The sequence below is a fragment of the Pseudomonas sp. WS 5079 genome (assembly GCF_012985465.1).
In the GTDB taxonomy this organism is placed as follows: domain Bacteria; phylum Pseudomonadota; class Gammaproteobacteria; order Pseudomonadales; family Pseudomonadaceae; genus Aquipseudomonas.
In genome coordinates, this window is sequence record NZ_JAAQWN010000009.1 from 252,169 (window position 1) to 270,257 (window position 18,089).

Genomic DNA, 18,089 nt, shown 5'->3' on the forward strand with positions numbered 1-18,089 from the left:
ACAGATTCCATGCAAGACGTCGTGATTGTTGCTGCCACCCGCACCGCCGTGGGCAGCTTTCAAGGGGCCCTGGCCGGCATCCCGGCACCGGAACTGGGCGCCGCCGTGATCCGCCGCCTGCTGGAGCAGACCGGCCTGGACCCTGCGCAAGTGGACGAAGTGATCCTCGGCCAAGTGCTGACCGCAGGCTCCGGCCAGAACCCGGCGCGCCAGGCGTCGATCCTCGCCGGGCTGCCCCACGCGGTGCCGAGCCTGACCTTGAACAAGGTCTGCGGCTCGGGCCTCAAGGCCTTGCACCTGGGCGCTCAGGCCATCCGTTGCGGTGATGCCGAAGTGATCATCGCCGGCGGCATGGAAAACATGAGCCTGGCCCCTTACGTGCTGCCAGCCGCGCGCACCGGCCTGCGCATGGGGCACGCGAAGATGGTCGACAGCATGATCACCGACGGCCTGTGGGATGCGTTCAACGACTATCACATGGGCATCACCGCCGAGAACCTGGTGGACAAGTACGGCATCAGCCGTGAAGCTCAGGATGCCTTCGCCGCCGCCTCCCAGCAAAAAGCGGCCGCGGCGATTGAAGCCGGGCGCTTTGCCGATGAAATCACGCCGATCCTGATTCCCCAGCGCAAGGGCGACCCGATTGCCTTTAGCGTGGACGAACAACCCCGCGCCGGTACCACCGCCGAGTCCCTGGGCAAGCTCAAGCCCGCCTTCAAGAAAGACGGCAGCGTCACCGCCGGTAACGCGTCGAGCCTCAATGACGGCGCCGCCGCTGTGCTGCTGATGAGTGCCGATAAAGCCAAGGCCCTCGGCCTGCCAGTGCTGGCGCGTATCGCCAGCTACGCCAACGCGGGCGTCGACCCGGCGATCATGGGCATTGGCCCGGTGTCTGCAACCCGTCGCTGCCTGGACAAGGCCGGCTGGCAGTTGGCCGACCTGGACCTGATCGAAGCCAACGAAGCCTTCGCCGCGCAAGCGCTGGCAGTGGGCAAGGAACTGGAGTGGGACGCGGCCAAGGTCAACGTCAACGGCGGCGCGATTGCCATAGGCCATCCGATTGGCGCATCAGGCTGTCGGGTGCTGGTGACCCTGCTGCATGAAATGATCAAGCGCGATGCCAAGAAAGGCCTCGCGACCTTGTGCATCGGCGGCGGCCAGGGCGTGGCACTGGCCCTTGAGCGCGACTGATTCAACGAGCAACACGAAAAAGGCCTGGCTCCACGAAAAGCCGGGCCTTTTTTTGCCTATTTTGATTGGCGAACACCGTCCAATGTAGGAGCTGGCTTGCCTGCGATAGCGGTGGGGCAGTCACCGGCAGCATTGACTGCTACACCGCTATCGCAGGCAAGCCAGCTCCTACATTAGATCTCTATCGTCAATTGGATTGCGGCACGGCGAACACCGCATTGGCCCGCACCACCACCTTCTCCCCCACCTGCAAGCTGACCGTGGCAAACGCCATCTGCCGCCCGCGCTTGTGATGCTCCAGCTGCACCTCGATCCACTCGCCGACCTGCACCGCCCCCAGATAATCAAGGGTCATGCTGGCGGTAATCAACGGCACCGGTGGGTCGCTGGAAAACGCCATGGCGTAGCCCATGCCGACATCCGCCAGGGTTGCCAATACACCACCGTGCACCGTACCGCGCCCATTGGCATGGCGGTTGTCGGCGCGCAGGCCCAATTGCAGCCGTAGGCCCTCACCACGGCAATACACCGGGCCCAGTAGATCCAGGAGCGGGCTGCTGCGGGTTAAGGGAGCAAAACCTTCAGGGACGTTCGTCATGGTGGATCTTCCTTGTGACCGGGCATGAGGTTTAACCTGCATCGCTCGATGCGGCCAGCATGATCAACCGGGGAAATCTGGGCCGATAAGCCTGCGCCTGCTTTGCGTTCGCCGGGCAAACCGGCTTTAATCGCCGCGCATCTATCCCGCACAGTTGAAGGAACCGTAATGCGCCACCTGGAAGGCAGATCTACTGCGTTGATGTTATTGGCCGCCCTGCTGCTCGGCGGCTGTTCGCCCAAGGAATATTCCGAAGGCACGCCGATCAATGGTGAACAGGGCCGGGCCGGCGCGCTGTTGGCCTATGAACACGAGTTGAGTCTGGCGATGCCGCTGGCGCTGCTCGCGCCGCGCATGCAGGCCACCCGCCAAGCCTGCGAGTCGGCACAGTTCGGCGCCTGCAATATCCTGCGTATCGAAGAAAACAGCGACGGCGGCATGATCGTGTTGCGCATCGCCCCCAGCGGGGTCGAACCCTTGGTGAAGATGGCGGCCGAGGGCGGGCAACTGGGCCAGCGCATCACCAGCGCCGAAGACCTGGCCGACGCAGTGGCCGATGTGCGCCGCCGCCAGCAACGTTTGCAGGCCCAGCAAAAGCGCCTGGATGAACTGGCCGCACGCAAGGACATCACCGTGGGCGACCTGATCACCCTCACCAAGGAACAGGCCGCCATCGAAAACGAGCTACAGGAGTTGGCGCAGATCGCCGCCGGCCAGCAGCGGCGCCTGGACACCAACCGCGTGACCCTGAACTTCAGTCCATCCGACGGCGAGCATCAGCAATCACGTTTTGCGCGGATGTTCGGCAACCTGGGCGACAACCTGGTCGACGGCACCGCCGATGCCCTGGAACGCTCCAGCTACGTGCTACCGTTCGTGATCCTCGCGTTCCCGGTGTTGTGGCTGTGGGTCTGGCTGTGGCGCAAGCTAGTCAAGCGCCGCCCCTGACCTCAACGCTTCATGCAGCGCTGGTAACGCTCATCCACGCGCTTGGCGAACCAGGCCGTGGTGAGGTTGCGGGTGATCTTCGGGCTCTTGAGCACAATCCCCGGCAGGATCGCCCGTGGCAGCGGCTTGCCTTCGGCTTTTTCGGCCAGGGCAAATACCCGCTGGTACAGGGTGGTCTGTTCAAAGTCCAGGCGATCGCCCTGCTCCAACTGGCTGCGAATGCTCGGGTTGCGCATGTCCAGCTTCTTGCCCAGTGAGCGCACCGCCAACTCCGTGGTGCCGGGCATGATCGAGCCATAGCGGATCAAATCGCCATCCAGCGCCAGGCGGGTACCGGAAGCGCGGCTGACTGCGGCCTGGAACGCGGCATTGCGGCTGGCGTACCAACCGGCGTTGAAGTCGGCAAAGCGGTACAGCGGCTGCTCGTAGCTCACCGGATAACCCAGCAAATGGGCAATGCCGAAGTACATGCCGCCACGCCGGGTGAACACTTCGCGGCGAATGCTCCCGTCTACGGTGTAGGGATAATTGCGCGCCTGCTGCTCGGCGAAGGCAATGCTCACCTGCATCGGGCCTGCGGTATGCACTGGGTTGAAACTGCCAAACAAGGTACGGCCCAACGGCACGGTGCCGATAAAGTCGTCAAAGATCCCACTCAGGTCCTTCTCGGTTCGCGCGGCGTTCAGGCGTTCGGCGTAGGACTTGCCCGTGGGCGAGCGCAGTTGCAGCGCGGTGCGCACCAGCACCGCCGGCACATGCACCCTGGCCGCGCGCTTGAGGATTTCATCCTGGGCGATCTTGCCCATGTTCGGCACCGGCGGGTCAACCTGATAGGTGGACTCTTGCTCGGTGACCGCCAGCACCGCACAGATATTCTCGGTGCTGGGGTAGATTTTCTGGCTGTCGAGTGCCGTGTAGATATCCTGAGCCCAACCGGCGCGATCCGGCACCTTGGCCGGCATCAGTCGCACGATCTGCGCCTTGACCTCGGCCTCGCTGCGCTCGGGGAGCTGCTGGCTGCGTTGGGTCGAACAACCGGCCAGCACCAGTAAGGCGGCCAGGCACAGAGTCAGCCGGGATGAAAACATGCGGGGGGTTTCCTGTGAGTCGCTGAAAGCACCCACTATCTCACAAACCCACACCCATCCCTGTAGGAGCGGGCTTGCCCGCGATGGCATCCTCAAGCCGGCCCCCACAGTACGGCATGCGCCGGGATCAGATACCGGCGAGCGCCAGGTCCATCGCAAAGTAGGTAAAAATCAGGTCCGCACCGGCACGCTTGATCGAACCCAGGGTTTCGCGCACCACACGGGCTTCGTCGATGGCACCGGCCTGGGCACCGAACTTGATCATCGCGTATTCGCCGCTGACCTGGTACGCCGCCACTGGCAAGCGCGAGGCTTCGCGGATGTCACGGATGATGTCCAGGTACGCACCGGCCGGCTTGACCATCAGCGAGTCGGCCCCTTCCTGCTCATCGAGCAAGGATTCGCGCACGGCTTCGCGGCGGTTCATCGGGTTCATCTGGTAGCTTTTGCGGTCGCCCTTCAGTGCACTGCCACCCGCCTCGCGGAACGGGCCATACAGGGCCGAAGCGAATTTGGTGGAGTACGCCATGATCGGGATATGGCTGAACCCGGCCGCGTCCAGGGCCCGGCGAATGGCCTGGACCTGGCCGTCCATCGCGGCCGACGGCGCGATCACATCGGCACCGGCACGGGCTGCCGCCACCGCTTGCTTGCCCAGGTTGGCCAGGGTGCGGTCGTTGTCCACTTCATTGCCGTGCATCACGCCGCAATGACCGTGGTCGGTGTATTCGCAGAAGCAGGTGTCAGACATCACGATCATTTCCGGCACTGCGTCCTTGCAGATCGCCGACATGCGCGACACCAACCCACGCTCGTTCCAGGTATCGCTACCGCTGGCGTCCAGGTGATGGGACACGCCGAATGTCATGACCGACTTGATCCCGGCGCGGGCAAAACGCTCGATTTCACTGGCCAGTTTCGATTCGGGGATGCGCATCACACCGGGCATGCTGGTAATCGGCACGAAGTCGTCGATTTCTTCTTCGACGAAGATCGGCAATACCAGGTCATTGAGGGTGAATTCGGTTTCCTGGAACAGGCTGCGCAGCTCGGGGGAACGGCGCAGACGGCGGGAACGGGCTTCGGGGAACTGACTGGACATGGGTTTTCCTACAATTTCCTACAAAAAACGCCAGGGCAAGTGGCAAGGCCGCTAGCTTAAAGGCGAAAGCTTATGCCTGGATTGACCGAGAGCACAAATACGGCGGCCATAACGGTGTTTTGCCGTTCACGTAACAATGCGCCCAGGCGGAACAAGCAGCAGCAACGAGTGACCTGCAGCGACCGGGCTGGCCCGTTCCCCACAGGTGCTTTTCGGCGTTACAGGGTCAGGCGCCCTTCGATACACAGCGAGACGGCGCCGCCGATCCAGATCTCATCGCCCTGCTGCTGCACCCGGATACGCCCGGCGCGGCCAATGGCCGTGCCCTGGCTGACCACATACTGGCTGGGGGCCAGGCCCGCACTCAGCAGCCATTGCGCGACGCCCGCATTCAGGCTGCCGGTGGCCGGGTCCTCGGGTGCACCGTCACCGGCAATAAACGCACGCACTTCGAACTGCGCATCGACGTCATCGCGTGTCGGATCGCACGGGGCAACCACGCCCACCGCCAGCCCGAGCAGTTTTGAATAGTCCGGCTGCAAGTCCAGCACTGCCTGGCGATCCGGCAACATCAACGCCAGCCAGCCGGCGCCGTTATCGACCCATTGGCTGCGCACAATCGCCTCAGGCTCAAGGTTAAGCGCCAGGCGTACACGCTCCAGCAGCTCGGCATCCAACGGCCCTGAGCGCAGCAACGGCGGCGCGATAAACGCCAGCTCCTCGCCCTGGCGACGGATGCGCACCAGGCCAATCTCGCACTCCTGGATGATTTCGCTGCCCCGGGGCACACCACCGGCTTGCAGCCACGCCTGGCAACTGCCCAGGGTTGGGTGACCGGCGAACGGCAGCTCCTGCACGGTGGTAAAAATACGCACCCGGTAATCCGCACGCGGGTCGCGCGGTTGCAGCAGGAACGTGGTTTCGCTGAGGTTGGTCCACTTGGCGAAGTCGGCCATCTGCTGGTCACTGAGGCTATCGGCGCCCAGCACCACTGCCAGCGGGTTGCCCTTGAGGGCCACGCTGCTGAATACGTCCAGTTGCTTGAAATCGAAAGTCGGCATGGGTCAGCTCGGAATATTCAGGCCACGGATCACCGCCGGCCGGGCGACAAAGCCATCCAGCGCGCGCAGCACATTGGGGAAGTCACTGATGCCCACCAGATCGCCCGACTCATAGAAGCCAATCAGGTTGCGGATCCAGGGAAAGGTCGCGATATCGGCGATGGTGTACTCATCGCCCATGATCCAACTGCGGCCCAGCAGGCGTTTTTCCAGGACGTCCAGCAGGCGCCGGGCTTCAGCCGCATAGCGATCACGAGGGCGCTTGTCTTCGTAGGCCTTGCCGGCAAATTTATTGAAGAAGCCAACCTGGCCGAACATCGGCCCGATCCCGGCCATCTGGAACATCAGCCATTGCAGGGTTTCGTAGCGCGCGGCGGGTGCCTGGGGCAGCAGTTGCGCGGTTTTCTCCGCCAGGTAGACCAGGATCGCCCCCGACTCGAACAACGCCAGCGGTTCACCGCCCGGGCCGCTGGGGTCGATGATCGCCGGGATCTTGTTGTTGGGGTTCAGGGACAGAAACTCTGGCGAGAGCTGGTCCTGGGTGTCGAAGCTGACTTTGTGCGCCTCATACGCCAGGCCCACCTCTTCGAGCATGATCGAGACCTTGACCCCATTGGGCGTCGGCAACGAGTACAGCTGCAGGCGCTCGGGGTGCTGGGCTGGCCATTTGGTAATAATCGGAAACGCTGCAGCTGAAATCATCGATATACCCCAAGGTGAGAAAAACCCATGATAGCCATCCGGCGGCACGCTTGCATCGGTCTTCAATTCGCAACATCCGCCGGCTAATCTCCTGTACCAAGCGAACCAAAACGCCCTGACGCACTCTTAGAAGCGCTTGAACGGTTGAATGGAGGCATACCGCCATATCTGTCACGGAAAACCGCACGATGCTTGGAGCGTCGCTGTGGCTGGGCCTTCCAGCCTTGATCCGACGCACTGAAGACTCGAACCCTAATGACTATCAAGCCTTTGTGCATTGGCAAACGTTTTAGAAAATGTGCTTATTTCCTGGTGCCGACACTGTTTGTCGGTGGCGCCTTGATGCTGGCCTTTGAAGCCCGCGAAAGCAGCGCCGAGCCGAAGAACGGCGTGCAGACCCTGGTGTTCCTGCGCCATGGCGAGAAGCCCGTGGGCGGCCTGGGCCAACTCAATTGCCAGGGCCTCAACCGCGCGATGAACCTGGCCACCGTATTGCCAGAAAAATTCGGCGCCGCCGATTTTGTATTCGCGGCCAACCCGACGCGCAATGTCGAGGAAGGCGAGTTCGACAATTCCTACAGCTACATTCGCCCATTGATGACCATCAGCCCCAGCGCGATCAAACTCGGGCTGCCGGTGAACATCGAGTTTTCGGCCAACGACACCAGCGATCTGGCTGACGAGTTGATGGAGGACAAGTACCACAACTCCACCATCTATACCGCCTGGTCCCACGGCTACCTGCCGGAATTGATCAACAAGGTCGCGAGCGAAGCGGTCGGCGAGAAGTACACCATCACCGAAGACTGGTCCGGCGGCGATTTCGACACCTTGTACGTGTTGACCCTGACCTGGCAGAACGGCAAGGCCAGCCTGCTCAGCCGCAACTACAAGCAAGGGCTGGATAACGGCTTGCAGACCTGCCCGGATGCGACGCACGTAGCCGCCGACACCTGACACCGGGACCGCGTATGATGCGTCGCTATCGACTTATCTGCGGATCTTGACCATGTCTAACCTCACCTCTGCCAGCCCTGTACGCGGCTGGTCCTTCTGGTGGAAGCCGGCGCTGTTCCTGTTGGTGGCCTGCGTCGGCCTGTATTACGTGAAGTGGTCACCCTACTACTTCAAGGCGTTCGTCGCGGCGAACAGCCACAGCATCGGCAACTCGATCCTCAATGACCAGCAAGGCTCGCCATTGGCGGCGGCCCTGGCCTATGCCCAGGTGTATTTCCTGGCGATCTGGAAAGCCGCCGTGCTGGCGGTAATTCTCGGCTCGTTGCTGCAAGTATTGATTCCACGGGACTGGCTGTTGCGCCTGTTCGGCCGCGCCGGGCTGGGCTCCACGGTGCGTGGCGGGCTGTTCGCCCTGCCGGGCATGATGTGCAGTTGCTGCGCCGCGCCGGTGGCCGCCGGCATGCGTCGCCAGCAAGTATCGGTGGGCGCCGCCCTGGCGTTCTGGATGGCCAACCCGGTGCTCAACCCCGCGACCCTGGTGTTCATGGGCTTTGTGCTGGGCTGGGATTTTGCCGCGCTGCGGCTGGTGGCCGGGATCGTCCTGGTGATCGGCGTCGCCCTGATCGCCCAACGTATCGCCCGCCCCGAGCAGGTGCCACAGGTGGCGCTGGAGGCCGTGGCCGACGTCAGCGGCGCCGAGACCCAGCCCTTCCTCAGCCGCTGGCTGCGCACCTTGTGGCAGTTGTTCTGGAGCACCATCCCGATCTACATCCTCGCGGTGTTGCTGTTGGGCGCGGCGCGGGTGTGGTTGTTTCCCCATGTGGACGGGGCGATGGCCGACAGCCTGCTGTGGCTGGTGCCGCTGGCGATTGTCGGCACCCTGTTTGTGATTCCGACTGCCGCCGAAATCCCGATCGTACAGACCATGATGGCCCTGGGGCTCGGCACCGGGCCCGCAGTGGCACTGCTGATGACCCTGCCGAGCGTGAGCCTGCCGTCGCTGTTGATGCTGCGCAAGGATTTCGACACGCGGGTGCTGGTGACGGTGGCCGGGTTGACCATGCTGATGGGCGTGGTGTGTGGGTTGGTGGCGGTGGTCGTCCTGTAGGGAGGGGTTGACTGTCAGGGCCTCATTGCAGGCAAGCCAGCTCCCACATTTGGAACTGTGAATACATTCAAAATGTGGGAGCTGGCTTGCCTGCAAATGAGGCCCGAAAACCAGCCAATCACCCGCGCCGGGCACCACGCTCGCGCAGATACTCCAGCACCGCCCCCCGCTCCCCGGCAAACTCGATCCGCGCGCCCTTCTTCTCACGCTGGAACGCGTACATCGGGTCGTAGTATTCACGCAGCCCGACAATCCAGCCGCGGTGTAAATCCACGTTCCCCGAGCGGGCCTGCTCGGCCAGGGCGTCCTGCATCAGCCCGCGCAAGCGCTGGTAGCGTTCGCCGCCCAGGCGCTTGTGGATATTGGCCAGGCTCTGCACCAGACGCTCGGCGAACAGGCTGAAGCCCGCTTCGCCAAACTCGGCCTCGAACTGCGCGCACAGGTCGATGACATAGTCGCGCAAGACCCGCTCGACGCGGTTTTCCAGGCTTTCTTCCAGCCATACCATCGGGTACGCCTGCATGCCCCGGTGCAGGTTCAGCGGCAAGGCGCAGCTACCAATCATGCGGCTTTCATCTTCAAGCACGAACTGCTCGATCCCTTGCGCACGTTTTTTCAACACGTCCACCGCCAGGCGGTTTTCAAAGTCGATATTCGATGGCTGGCCCGTGGCGCGCTTGCCAAAGCTGGAGCCCCGGTGATTGGCATGACCCTCCAGGTCCAGGCCATTGCGCAACTGATGGAGCACCTCGGTCTTGCCACTGCCCGTCAGGCCACCCAGCAGGACAAAGTCACACTGCTCGACCGCCTGCTCCACAGTCTCCAGCAAGAAGGTACGCATGGCCTTGTAGCCACCGCCGACCCGGGGATAGTCGATCCCCGCTTCGTCCTTGAGCACCTTCTGCACCAAGTGCGAGCGCAAGCCGCCGCGGAAGCAATACAGGTAACCGTCAGGGTTGGCCTGGGCAAACGCGGTCCAGCGCGCCAATCGCTCCTGCAAAACTGCGCCGCTGACCAGTTGGTGCCCCAGCACAATCGCCGCCTGCTGCCCCTGCTGCTTATAACAAGTGCCCACCCGCTGGCGTTCGTCGTCGTTCATCAACGGCAGGTTGACCACGCCGGGGAACGCGCCCTTGACGAATTCGACCGGTGCGCGGGTGTCCATCATCGGCCGGTCGTTGAGAAAGATATCGCGGTAATCGGTAATGTCGATGGGCATCAAGACACCTCTACCGCGTGGCTCTGTCGCTCAACCAACTGGCCAATCGGCGCCAGGTTCAAGCCTAGTTCGGCAGCTGCCGCCAGAAACTCGGCTTCGCCCTCGGGCGTGACCGCCACCAGCAGCCCGCCACTGGTTTGCGGGTCGCACAGCACACGTTTGTGCAGTTCATTGATACGGCCCAACTGGCTGGCGTAGCTGTCGAAATTGCGCAGGGTGCCACCGGGCACACAGCCCTGGTCCAGGTAGTACTCCACCCCCGGCAGGCGTGGGACTTTTTCGTATTCGATAAGGGCAGTCAAACCACTGCCGTCAGCCATTTCCACCAGGTGCCCGAGCAGGCCGAAACCGGTCACGTCGGTCATGGCGCTGACCCCGGCCAGCTTGCCGAAGCGGCTGCCGGGCTTGTTGAGGGTGCACATCCAGTCCCGCGCCAGGCCGATATCCGCCTGCCGCAGCTTGCCCTTCTTCTCGGCGGTGGTAAGGATGCCGATGCCCAGGGGTTTGGTCAGGTACAAACGGCAGCCAGCGGTGGCGGTGTCGTTGCGCTTCATATGGCGTTTGTGCACCAGCCCGGTGACGGCCAGGCCGAAGATCGGCTCCGGGGCGTCGATGGAATGGCCACCGGCCAGGGGGATGCCCGCTGCGTCGCACACCGCGCGGCCACCGCGAATCACTTCGCGGGCGATTTCCGGGGCCAGCACGTTGACTGGCCAGCCGAGAATCGCGATAGCCATCAACGGATCGCCGCCCATGGCGTAGATATCGCTGATGGCGTTGGTAGCGGCTATGCGCCCGAAATCGAAGGGGTCGTCGACGATCGGCATGAAAAAGTCAGTGGTGGACACCACCCCGCGCTCGTCGTCGATGGCGTACACCGCCGCGTCGTCCCGCGAGGCATTGCCCACCCAGAGCTTGGGGTCGAGGTTCTGCGCACCGCTGCCGGCGAGGATCACTTCCAGCACCTGCGGCGAAATCTTGCAGCCACATCCGGCACCGTGGCTGTACTGGGTCAGGCGAATCGGCTCGTTCATGGTGGACCTCAAGCTATCAAGTGCGGGGATTCTAACAGACAGCAAAAAGCCGGCTGGGCTCATGTGAGCGCAGCCGGCCTTTGGGTTCCAGCGGTTACTGGCGGGCAGCGAGCAAACGCTTGTGGCGATTGCGCCGCGCGATGTTCAGGCACTCGATGGCAGCCGAGAAAGCCATGGCCGCATACACGTAGCCTTTAGGCACATGGGCACCGAAGCCTTCGGCGATCAAGGTCATGCCGATCATGATCAAGAAGCCCAGGGCCAGCATGACCACGGTCGGGTTGTCGTTGATGAACTTGGCCAGGGGTTCAGCCGCCACCAGCATCACGATCACCGAGGTCACCACGGCAATGATCATGATCGGCAAATGCTCGGTCATGCCAACGGCGGTGATGATGCTGTCGATGGAGAACACCAGGTCGAGCAACAGGATCTGCCCGATGGCCGCGGCAAAGCCGATCGCCACGGTATTGCCGACGCTGGCTTTCTCTTCGGGCTCCGGGTCCATGCTGTGGTGGATCTCGGTCGTCGCCTTCCACACCAGGAACAGGCCACCGGCGATCAGGATCATGTCCTTCCACGAAAACGCCTGGCCGAACACTTCAAACACCGGCGCCGTCAGTTGCACGATAAACGCGATGGTGCTCAACAGGCCCAGGCGCAGTATCAGCGCCATGCTGATGCCGATGCGCCGTGCCTTGGCCCGGTGTTGCTCCGGCAGCTTGTTGGTGAGGATCGAGATGAAGATCAGGTTGTCGATCCCCAGCACGATTTCCATGACGATCAGCGTCGCCAGGGCCACCCAGGCGGTGGGGCTGGCGGCCAGCTGTAAAAGGTAATCCATAGGTCAGTCCTGACTGGGTGTACGGGAAATTAAGCTTCTTTGGAATCTGGCTCAGGCTTGGAATCCTGCTCTTGCTCGTCTTCCTTGGGGGCAATCAAACCCTGGGTCGCTTCGCTCAACGCCTGTTCGGCGGCCTTATGGGTGTCATCAATGGCCTGCTTGGCCGCTTCGCTGGCTTTGCCCAGCACCTGCTGGGTGCTCTTCTCGACCTGGTCGCAACCACCGAGCACCACTAATGAAAGCGCAAGCAACGACGCCGCGCCCAGGGAATTGAGTTTCATGATGTATTCCTCGTTAGAACCGTTGGACCCAAGCATTGGGCCCGCGATAGCGAGGCATTCTAAGGAAGCGAACACTTCAGGAAAATTCGTATTTTTTTCGCTTATACTTCGATTTACACGAAGTAATACTCTGCAACCGAGGCGCCTGATGCTCAATTACCGACAACTGCACTACTTCTGGGTAGTCGCCAAGACCGGCAGCATCGTGCGTGCCTGCGAGCAACTGAACCTCACGCCGCAGACCATCAGCGGGCAAATCAGCCTGTTGGAGCAGACATTTGGTATCGCACTGTTTCAACGAGTCGGCCGCCAACTGGAGCTGACCGAGGCTGGGCGCCAGGCCCTGCCCTATGCCGAGCAGATGTTCCAGACGGGCAATGAGCTGGAAGCGATGTTGCGCGCCCAGCCCAATGAACAGCAGATTGTGTTTCGCGTTGGCGTGGCGGACGTGGTGCCCAAGTCCATCGTCTATCGCCTGATCGCGCCGACCATGGAGTTGAGCGAGCCACTGCGCATTACCTGCCGTGAAGACAAACTCGAACGCCTGCTGGCCGACCTGGCGATCCAGCGTCTGGACCTGGTGATCTCCGACAGCCCGATGCCGACGCACCTGGACATCAAGGGCTACAGCCAGAAGCTTGGGGAATGCGGCATCAGTTTCTTCGCCACCCAGGCGTTGGCGGACCTGCACGGTGGTGATTTCCCACAGTGCCTGCACGGTGCACCGCTATTGATTCCCGGTGCCGAAACCGTAGTGCGCAGCCGTTTGCAGCGCTGGTTCGCCGAGCAGCAGATCCGCCCGAAAATCATCGGTGAGTTCGACGACAGCGCCTTGATGCAGGCCTTCGGCCAGTCCGGCAGCGGGATTTTCATTGCCCCCAGCGTGATTGCCGAGGAAGTGCTGCGCCAATACGGCGTGGCATTGATTGGCCAGACGGACGCGGTCACCGAGTCGTTCTATGCCATCTCGGTGGAACGCAAGGTCAAGCACCCCGGCATCGTGGCGATTACCGAAGGTGCTCGCCGCGAACTGTTTACCGCGTTGCCCGCCTAGGCGCAGGCGACCCGGGTCTTGGCGGTCATCAGCCACAGGGCCAGGAGAATCGACAGCAGGATAAAACCCGACGCGGCGAACCCCAGGCTGCCCAGGCCCAAGGTGTCGATCACCCGCCCGCCGACCATCGCGCCCAGGCCAATGCCCAGGTTGGCCCCGGCAATGTTCAAGGACGCGGCAAATGCCGGCGCATGGGGCGCCGCCTTCATCAAGCGCACATGGCTGACCAAAAACAGCGCCGCCTGGGTCACGCCCCAGATACCCATGGCCGCAGCCAGGCCGAGGGTGGAGTGGATCGCCGGTACCAGCGCCACCATGCCGGCAATCATAAAGCCGCAGAACACCATGGAGGCGATCAGCGGATGCTTGTCGACCATGCGTCCGCCCAGGGAATTGCCGATCAGCCCCACGGCGCCAAAGCCCATCAGGCACCAGCCCACCAGCGTGCCATCGAAGCCGGCCAGGCGCTCGAGAATGTCGGCCAGGTAGGTATAGGCAGTGAACATGCCGCTAAATACCAGGATCGACAGCAGTACGTGGCCCTGCATCAACGGGTTGCGCAGGATCTTGAACTGCGAACGCAGGGTCACCGCGTCCTTCTTCACTGTGGTCGCCGGCAGGTAAATCAACAGCAGCAATGCCTTGAGCACCGCCACCCCGGCGAGAATGCCGAAGGCGCTGCGCCAGCCGAACATATCGGAGATCAGCGTACCCACCGGGATGCCGAAGACCGTGGCGCAGACGATGCCGAAGCCGATCTTGGCAATCGCCCGGCCAGCGTAGTCCGGCCCGACGATGTCCACCGCCGTCTCGCTGGCCAGGGCCCAGAACACCGGCAATCCGAGGGCCGGAATCAGGCGGGCCACGGCCATTACCCAGATATTCGGCGCCAGCGCCGCCAGGGTGTTGGCCGCGCCGAACATCAACAGAATGCTGATAAACAGGCGCTTGCGCTCAAAGCGTGCGAAATACGCGGTGAGGAACGGCCCAAACGCGGCTACGGTGAAGGCAAACAGGGTCACCAGCAGACCAGCCTGGGACACGCTCACATCCAAATCACGGGCGATGGAGGGCAACAGGCCCACGATGACAAATTCGGTGGTCAACACCGTAAAACCGGCTGCGGACAGCAGCAGGATGGGCAACAACATGCACAACTCCAGAAACGGCGACGCCAGCGCTGACCCAAGGGCCCGCTGACAGAGAGATAAGAAGAGGATGGCGAATCTTAACAGAATGTGACCGGGGCACACACGGCCTTGGCGACTGAATGCCGCAGCAAACGGGATGTTTCCTACAGCATGTTAGACTTCGCGCCCTGCATAGCGCTGCACACATTAAAAAAACTAGAGACACTCTTATGACTGCTGCTCCTTCGCTGCTTCAACGCCTGCTGCGCGTCAGCCTGGTGACCCAAATTGTCATCGGCCTGGTTGCTGGCATCTTGCTAGCCCTGCTGTCGCCCAGTGCTGCCCTGTCCACCGCGTTCATCGGCAAGGTATTTGTCTCGGCGCTCAAGGCCGTGGCGCCCATCCTGGTGTTTGTGCTGGTGATGGCCTCGATTGCCAACCACAAGCATGGCCAGGAAACCAATATCCGGCCGATTCTGTTCCTGTACCTGCTGGGTACCTTTTCGGCGGCGGTGGTCGCGGTGATTGCAAGCACCCTGTTCCCGTCGAGCCTGGTGCTCAGCACCCATGACGTGGCCATCAGCGCTCCCGGCGGAATCGGCGAAGTGATGCAGAGCCTGTTGCTCAGCGTGGTGGACAACCCCGTCAGCGCTTTGATGAACGCCAACTTTATCGGGATCCTGGCGTGGGCCATCGGCATGGGCATCGCGATCCGTCATGCCGGGGAAACCACCCGTACCGTGCTGGACGACCTGTCCAACGGCGTCACGCTGATCGTGCGCGTGGTGATTCGCTTCGCACCGCTGGGGATTTTCGGCCTGGTGGCCTCGACCCTGGCCGCTTCTGGCTTTGATGCGCTGCTCGGTTATGCGCACCTGTTGCTGGTGCTGATCGGCTGCATGCTGTTCGTGGCCCTGGTGGTCAACCCGGCGATCGTGTTCTGGAAATTGCGTCGCAACCCCTACCCGCTGGTGCTGCTGTGCCTGCGTGAAAGCGGGATCACCGCCTTCTTCACCCGCAGCTCCGCGGCCAACATCCCGGTCAACCTGGCGTTGAGTGAGCGCCTGGGCCTGCACGAAGACACCTACTCGGTATCGATCCCGTTGGGTGCGACCATCAACATGGCCGGCGCCGCCATCACCATCACCGTGCTGACCCTGGCCGCCGTGCATACCCTGGGCATCGCGGTCGACCTGCCGACCGCCGTGCTGCTCAGCGTGGTGGCGGCGATCTGTGCCTGTGGCGCGTCGGGTGTGGCCGGGGGTTCGCTGTTGCTGATTCCACTGGCGTGCAGCCTGTTCGGCATTCCGAGTGAAATCGCCATGCAAGTGGTGGCCGTGGGCTTCATTATCGGGGTGTTGCAGGATTCGGCGGAAACCGCGCTGAATTCGTCTACCGACGTGCTATTCACCGCAGCGGCGTGCCTGGGCCACGAAGACAAGAACCCGGCCTGACACAACCCGGCAAGCAAGTGGGAGCTGGTTTGGGTGGGAGCCAGCTCCCACACAAGCCCGCTCCCACATTTGTTTTTGCAGTGTTACTCAGGGCTTAGAACGCGCCCATGTAGTCACGCTTGCCCACTTCCACACCGTTATGACGCAGCAACGCGTAGGCGGTGGTGACGTGGAAGAAGAACTGCGGCAGACCATAGGTCAGCAGGTAGGACTGGCCGCTGAAGCGCTTCTCTTTAGGTGTGCCTGGGCGGGTGACGATCTCGATGCCTTCCTTGCCGTCGATCTGCGCCGGGGTAATGGTGTCGATGAAGGCCAGGACCTTGGCGATCAGCGCTTGCAGGTCGGCGAAGGTGACTTCGGTGTCTTCGTATTTCGGTACTTCAATCTCGGCCAGGCGCGCGGAAACACCCTTGGCAAAATCCACGGCGATCTGCACCTGGCGTACCAGCGGGAACATGTCCGGGAACAGACGCGCCTGCAGCAAGGCGTTCGGGTCGATGTTCTTGGCGGTGGCGTGGGCCTCGGCCTTGTTCAGCACATCGCTCAGGGCGTTGAGCATTTGCTTGAAGACCGGAAGGGAAGCGGCGTACAGGGAAATAGTCATGACAGTCTCGACAGTGGTGACAGGGTTTGAACAGCCGCGATTATAGACATGAGCGCTGCTTGTCTTTTATTTTTTCGGGATTAGGCTAGTGGGCTCACTGCATAGGGAAAGCGCGATGACCGCCGAGCACGACACCACCTCCTCCGAGCCGCGCCTCAACAGCACGGAAATCCGCGTTCTGGGCTGCCTGATCGAGAAGCAGGCCACCAACCCGGAAACCTACCCGCTGACCCTCAATGCCCTGGTCCTGGCCTGCAACCAGAAAACCAGCCGCGAACCGGTGATGAACCTCAGCCAGGGCCAGGTCGGCCAGAGCCTGCGCGCCCTGGAAGGCCGTGGCTTTACCAAACTGGTGATGGGCAGTCGCGCCGACCGCTGGGAACACCGCGTAGACAAGGCCCTGGAACTGGTGCCGGCGCAGGTGATTCTGACTGGCCTGCTGTTCCTGCGCGGCCCGCAGACGGTCAACGAATTGCTGACCCGCAGCGGGCGCATGCATGACTTTGAAGATGCCGAGCAGGTGGTGCACCAACTGGAACGCCTGATCGCTCGCGATCTGGCGGTGCTGGTGCCCAAGCAGGCCGGCCAGCGCGAAGACCGCTACACCCACTCCCTGGGCGACCCGGCGGATATCGAGGCGATCCTGGCCGCCCGTGGCAGCCCGGTGGAGCGCAGCAGCGCTGGCAGCGGGGTTCCCCTGGAACGCATCGAAGAGCTGGAGGCGCGGATTGCGGCGCTGGAAGAGCGCCTGTCCCGTCTCGAATAAACACCGCGTCCCCCTGTGGGAGCGGGCTTGCCCGCGATAGCGGTGGATCAGTTAACACGTAGTTGACTGACACTCCGCCATCGCGGGCAAGCCCGCTCCTACATGGGCCCGCAGTGTTTTTGAGATTTTTTACTGGCGGGCGAAATTCACCGCCTTCTGGAACTGTTCGTCGGTCGGCCGGATGCCGGTGTACAGCACGAACTGCTCCAGGGCCTGGATCGCAATCACTTCCAGGCCGGTAATTACCCGCTTGCCCTGGGCCCTTCCCCGCACGATCAGCGGTGTTTCGGCGGGGATCGCCACTACATCGAACACCGTGTCGGCCGCATCAATCGCGTCGGCCTCGAATGCCAGGTCCTGCGCCTGGGCGCCGCCGGTCATGCCGATCGGCGTCACGTTGACCAGCATCTGCGGGCGCGCCTTGCCCAATGTCGCCTGCCACTCATACCCCAGGTTGTGCGCCAGGGCCCGGCCCGCCGTTTCATTGCGCGCAACGATCAGCCCATTGGCATAGCCACCATCACGCAAGGCGCTGGCCACGGCCTTGGCCATGCCGCCGCTGCCGTGCAGGGCGAAGGTCGAGTCCTTGGGCACCGCGTGCTTTTGCAGGAGTTGCTCGATGGCGATGTAGTCGGTGTTGTAGGCCTTGAGGTGCCCGGCGGTGTTGACGATGGTGTTGATCGAGGCGATGGCGCGAGCCGAGTCGTCGAGTTCGTCCACCAACTCGATACAGGCCTCCTTGAACGGCATCGACACCCCGCAGCCACGGATACCCAAGGCCCGGATGCCGGCCACGGCGCCGTTCAGGTCTTGGCTGCTGAAGGCCTTGTAATAAAAGTTCAGCCCCAACTGCTCATACAAATGGTTATGAAATCGCAGGCCGAAATTGCCTGGCCGGGCCGACAACGACATGCACAGCTGGGTATCCTTGTTAGGGTTCATCAGCAT

At 62.4% G+C, this 18,089-nt stretch carries 19 protein-coding genes; 7 read left to right on the plus strand and 12 right to left on the minus strand.

The genetic code is table 11. From position 1 onward, the window contains the following. Positions 1-9: 9 nt before the first annotated feature. The gene (locus tag HBO05_RS23505) at positions 10-1,191 is read left to right on the plus strand and encodes an acetyl-CoA C-acetyltransferase (protein WP_169956179.1); all 1,182 of its coding nucleotides are present in this window, start codon (positions 10-12) and stop codon (positions 1,189-1,191) included. Positions 1,192-1,378: 187 nt separating this feature from the next. Here the strand turns inward: HBO05_RS23505 and HBO05_RS23510 are convergent, their stop codons facing one another. Continuing rightward, entirely contained in the window at positions 1,379-1,789 is a 411-nt protein-coding gene (locus HBO05_RS23510; protein ID WP_169956181.1) for a PaaI family thioesterase, read from the minus strand. Positions 1,790-1,957: 168 nt separating this feature from the next. Here HBO05_RS23510 and HBO05_RS23515 point away from each other — a divergent pair, with 168 nt between their 5' ends. Continuing rightward, positions 1,958-2,737, plus strand: coding sequence for a DUF4349 domain-containing protein (locus HBO05_RS23515; protein WP_169956182.1), 780 nt, complete (start codon positions 1,958-1,960; stop codon positions 2,735-2,737). A 2-nt stretch (positions 2,738-2,739) separates the two neighbouring features. Here the strand turns inward: HBO05_RS23515 and HBO05_RS23520 are convergent, their stop codons facing one another. The 4 genes from HBO05_RS23520 to HBO05_RS23535 form a co-directional block, all read right to left on the minus strand. Further along, positions 2,740-3,825: a DUF1615 domain-containing protein gene (locus tag HBO05_RS23520; RefSeq protein WP_170057911.1), complete on the minus strand. Its 1,086-nt coding sequence runs from the start codon at positions 3,823-3,825 to the stop codon at positions 2,740-2,742. Between the two features lie 127 nt (positions 3,826-3,952). Then, positions 3,953-4,927, minus strand: coding sequence for a porphobilinogen synthase (hemB, locus tag HBO05_RS23525; RefSeq protein ID WP_057959111.1), 975 nt, complete (start codon positions 4,925-4,927; stop codon positions 3,953-3,955). A 218-nt stretch (positions 4,928-5,145) separates the two neighbouring features. Next, positions 5,146-5,988, minus strand: a complete 843-nt coding sequence (locus HBO05_RS23530; RefSeq protein ID WP_172314207.1) for a PhzF family phenazine biosynthesis protein — start codon at positions 5,986-5,988, stop codon at positions 5,146-5,148. A 3-nt stretch (positions 5,989-5,991) separates the two neighbouring features. Beyond that, positions 5,992-6,690 (minus strand): glutathione S-transferase N-terminal domain-containing protein, encoded by a 699-nt coding sequence (locus tag HBO05_RS23535; RefSeq protein WP_172314209.1) that lies wholly within the window; start codon positions 6,688-6,690, stop codon positions 5,992-5,994. A gap of 255 nt (positions 6,691-6,945) precedes the next feature. Between HBO05_RS23535 and HBO05_RS23540 the strand changes: the two genes are divergently transcribed. Beyond that, positions 6,946-7,647, plus strand: coding sequence for a histidine phosphatase family protein (locus HBO05_RS23540; RefSeq protein ID WP_170057908.1), 702 nt, complete (start codon positions 6,946-6,948; stop codon positions 7,645-7,647). Positions 7,648-7,699: 52 nt separating this feature from the next. Further along, the gene (locus HBO05_RS23545; protein WP_172314211.1) at positions 7,700-8,755 is read left to right on the plus strand and encodes a permease; all 1,056 of its coding nucleotides are present in this window, start codon (positions 7,700-7,702) and stop codon (positions 8,753-8,755) included. 118 nt (positions 8,756-8,873) lie between these two features. Here the strand turns inward: HBO05_RS23545 and mnmH are convergent, their stop codons facing one another. The 4 genes from mnmH to HBO05_RS23565 form a co-directional block, all read right to left on the minus strand. Further along, positions 8,874-9,974, minus strand: a complete 1,101-nt coding sequence (gene mnmH / locus HBO05_RS23550) for a tRNA 2-selenouridine(34) synthase MnmH (protein ID WP_172314213.1) — start codon at positions 9,972-9,974, stop codon at positions 8,874-8,876. After that, entirely contained in the window at positions 9,974-11,008 is a 1,035-nt protein-coding gene (gene selD / locus HBO05_RS23555) for a selenide, water dikinase SelD (protein ID WP_172314215.1), read from the minus strand. The genes mnmH and selD overlap by 1 nt, the downstream gene beginning before the upstream one ends. A 94-nt stretch (positions 11,009-11,102) precedes the next feature. After that, complete coding sequence (locus tag HBO05_RS23560; protein WP_057726241.1) at positions 11,103-11,852, minus strand: TerC family protein; 750 nt, start codon at positions 11,850-11,852, stop codon at positions 11,103-11,105. A gap of 29 nt (positions 11,853-11,881) precedes the next feature. After that, positions 11,882-12,133: a hypothetical protein gene (locus HBO05_RS23565; protein ID WP_172314217.1), complete on the minus strand. Its 252-nt coding sequence runs from the start codon at positions 12,131-12,133 to the stop codon at positions 11,882-11,884. A gap of 148 nt (positions 12,134-12,281) precedes the next feature. On the opposite strand from HBO05_RS23565, the gene nhaR reads away from it, so the two are divergent. Next, positions 12,282-13,187 carry a transcriptional activator NhaR gene (gene nhaR, locus HBO05_RS23570; protein WP_169956198.1) on the plus strand — a complete coding sequence of 302 codons (906 nt, stop codon included), beginning with the start codon at positions 12,282-12,284 and terminating at the stop codon, positions 13,185-13,187. Here the strand turns inward: nhaR and HBO05_RS23575 are convergent. After that, on the minus strand, positions 13,184-14,338 hold the full coding sequence (locus tag HBO05_RS23575; RefSeq protein ID WP_170043180.1) for an MFS transporter: 1,155 nt from the start codon (positions 14,336-14,338) through the stop codon (positions 13,184-13,186). The two genes, nhaR and HBO05_RS23575, sit on opposite strands and share 4 nt — an antisense overlap. A gap of 209 nt (positions 14,339-14,547) precedes the next feature. On the opposite strand from HBO05_RS23575, the gene sstT reads away from it, so the two are divergent. Next, entirely contained in the window at positions 14,548-15,771 is a 1,224-nt protein-coding gene (gene sstT / locus HBO05_RS23580) for a serine/threonine transporter SstT (RefSeq protein WP_172314219.1), read from the plus strand. A gap of 94 nt (positions 15,772-15,865) precedes the next feature. Here sstT and HBO05_RS23585 read toward each other — a convergent pair whose 3' ends face one another. Next, positions 15,866-16,375 carry a DUF1993 domain-containing protein gene (locus tag HBO05_RS23585; RefSeq protein WP_057439460.1) on the minus strand — a complete coding sequence of 170 codons (510 nt, stop codon included), beginning with the start codon at positions 16,373-16,375 and terminating at the stop codon, positions 15,866-15,868. 115 nt (positions 16,376-16,490) lie between these two features. On the opposite strand from HBO05_RS23585, the gene HBO05_RS23590 reads away from it, so the two are divergent. Continuing rightward, positions 16,491-17,141 carry a DUF480 domain-containing protein gene (locus tag HBO05_RS23590; protein ID WP_169956206.1) on the plus strand — a complete coding sequence of 217 codons (651 nt, stop codon included), beginning with the start codon at positions 16,491-16,493 and terminating at the stop codon, positions 17,139-17,141. A gap of 129 nt (positions 17,142-17,270) precedes the next feature. Here the strand turns inward: HBO05_RS23590 and HBO05_RS23595 are convergent, their stop codons facing one another. Then, positions 17,271-18,089: a shikimate 5-dehydrogenase gene (locus HBO05_RS23595; RefSeq protein WP_170057903.1), complete on the minus strand. Its 819-nt coding sequence runs from the start codon at positions 18,087-18,089 to the stop codon at positions 17,271-17,273.

What these genes read in the sequence shown, in the direction of transcription:
- HBO05_RS23530 (WP_172314207.1), bottom strand. Translation starts at nt 5,988, where the DNA reads ATGCCGACTTTCGATTTCAAGCAACTGGACGTATTCAGCAGCGTGGCC.
- nhaR (WP_169956198.1), top strand. Translation starts at nt 12,282, where the DNA reads ATGCTCAATTACCGACAACTGCACTACTTCTGGGTAGTCGCCAAGACC.
- HBO05_RS23545 (WP_172314211.1), top strand. Translation starts at nt 7,700, where the DNA reads ATGTCTAACCTCACCTCTGCCAGCCCTGTACGCGGCTGGTCCTTCTGG.
- HBO05_RS23575 (WP_170043180.1), bottom strand. Translation starts at nt 14,338, where the DNA reads ATGTTGTTGCCCATCCTGCTGCTGTCCGCAGCCGGTTTTACGGTGTTG.
- selD (WP_172314215.1), bottom strand. Translation starts at nt 11,008, where the DNA reads ATGAACGAGCCGATTCGCCTGACCCAGTACAGCCACGGTGCCGGATGT.
- HBO05_RS23515 (WP_169956182.1), top strand. Translation starts at nt 1,958, where the DNA reads ATGCGCCACCTGGAAGGCAGATCTACTGCGTTGATGTTATTGGCCGCC.
- HBO05_RS23595 (WP_170057903.1), bottom strand. Translation starts at nt 18,089, where the DNA reads ATGCTGATGAACCCTAACAAGGATACCCAGCTGTGCATGTCGTTGTCG.
- HBO05_RS23540 (WP_170057908.1), top strand. Translation starts at nt 6,946, where the DNA reads ATGACTATCAAGCCTTTGTGCATTGGCAAACGTTTTAGAAAATGTGCT.
- sstT (WP_172314219.1), top strand. Translation starts at nt 14,548, where the DNA reads ATGACTGCTGCTCCTTCGCTGCTTCAACGCCTGCTGCGCGTCAGCCTG.
- HBO05_RS23585 (WP_057439460.1), bottom strand. Translation starts at nt 16,375, where the DNA reads ATGACTATTTCCCTGTACGCCGCTTCCCTTCCGGTCTTCAAGCAAATG.
- HBO05_RS23520 (WP_170057911.1), bottom strand. Translation starts at nt 3,825, where the DNA reads ATGTTTTCATCCCGGCTGACTCTGTGCCTGGCCGCCTTACTGGTGCTG.
- mnmH (WP_172314213.1), bottom strand. Translation starts at nt 9,974, where the DNA reads ATGCCCATCGACATTACCGATTACCGCGATATCTTTCTCAACGACCGG.
- HBO05_RS23510 (WP_169956181.1), bottom strand. Translation starts at nt 1,789, where the DNA reads ATGACGAACGTCCCTGAAGGTTTTGCTCCCTTAACCCGCAGCAGCCCG.
- HBO05_RS23560 (WP_057726241.1), bottom strand. Translation starts at nt 11,852, where the DNA reads ATGGATTACCTTTTACAGCTGGCCGCCAGCCCCACCGCCTGGGTGGCC.
- hemB (WP_057959111.1), bottom strand. Translation starts at nt 4,927, where the DNA reads ATGTCCAGTCAGTTCCCCGAAGCCCGTTCCCGCCGTCTGCGCCGTTCC.
- HBO05_RS23590 (WP_169956206.1), top strand. Translation starts at nt 16,491, where the DNA reads ATGACCGCCGAGCACGACACCACCTCCTCCGAGCCGCGCCTCAACAGC.
- HBO05_RS23505 (WP_169956179.1), top strand. Translation starts at nt 10, where the DNA reads ATGCAAGACGTCGTGATTGTTGCTGCCACCCGCACCGCCGTGGGCAGC.
- HBO05_RS23565 (WP_172314217.1), bottom strand. Translation starts at nt 12,133, where the DNA reads ATGAAACTCAATTCCCTGGGCGCGGCGTCGTTGCTTGCGCTTTCATTA.
- HBO05_RS23535 (WP_172314209.1), bottom strand. Translation starts at nt 6,690, where the DNA reads ATGATTTCAGCTGCAGCGTTTCCGATTATTACCAAATGGCCAGCCCAG.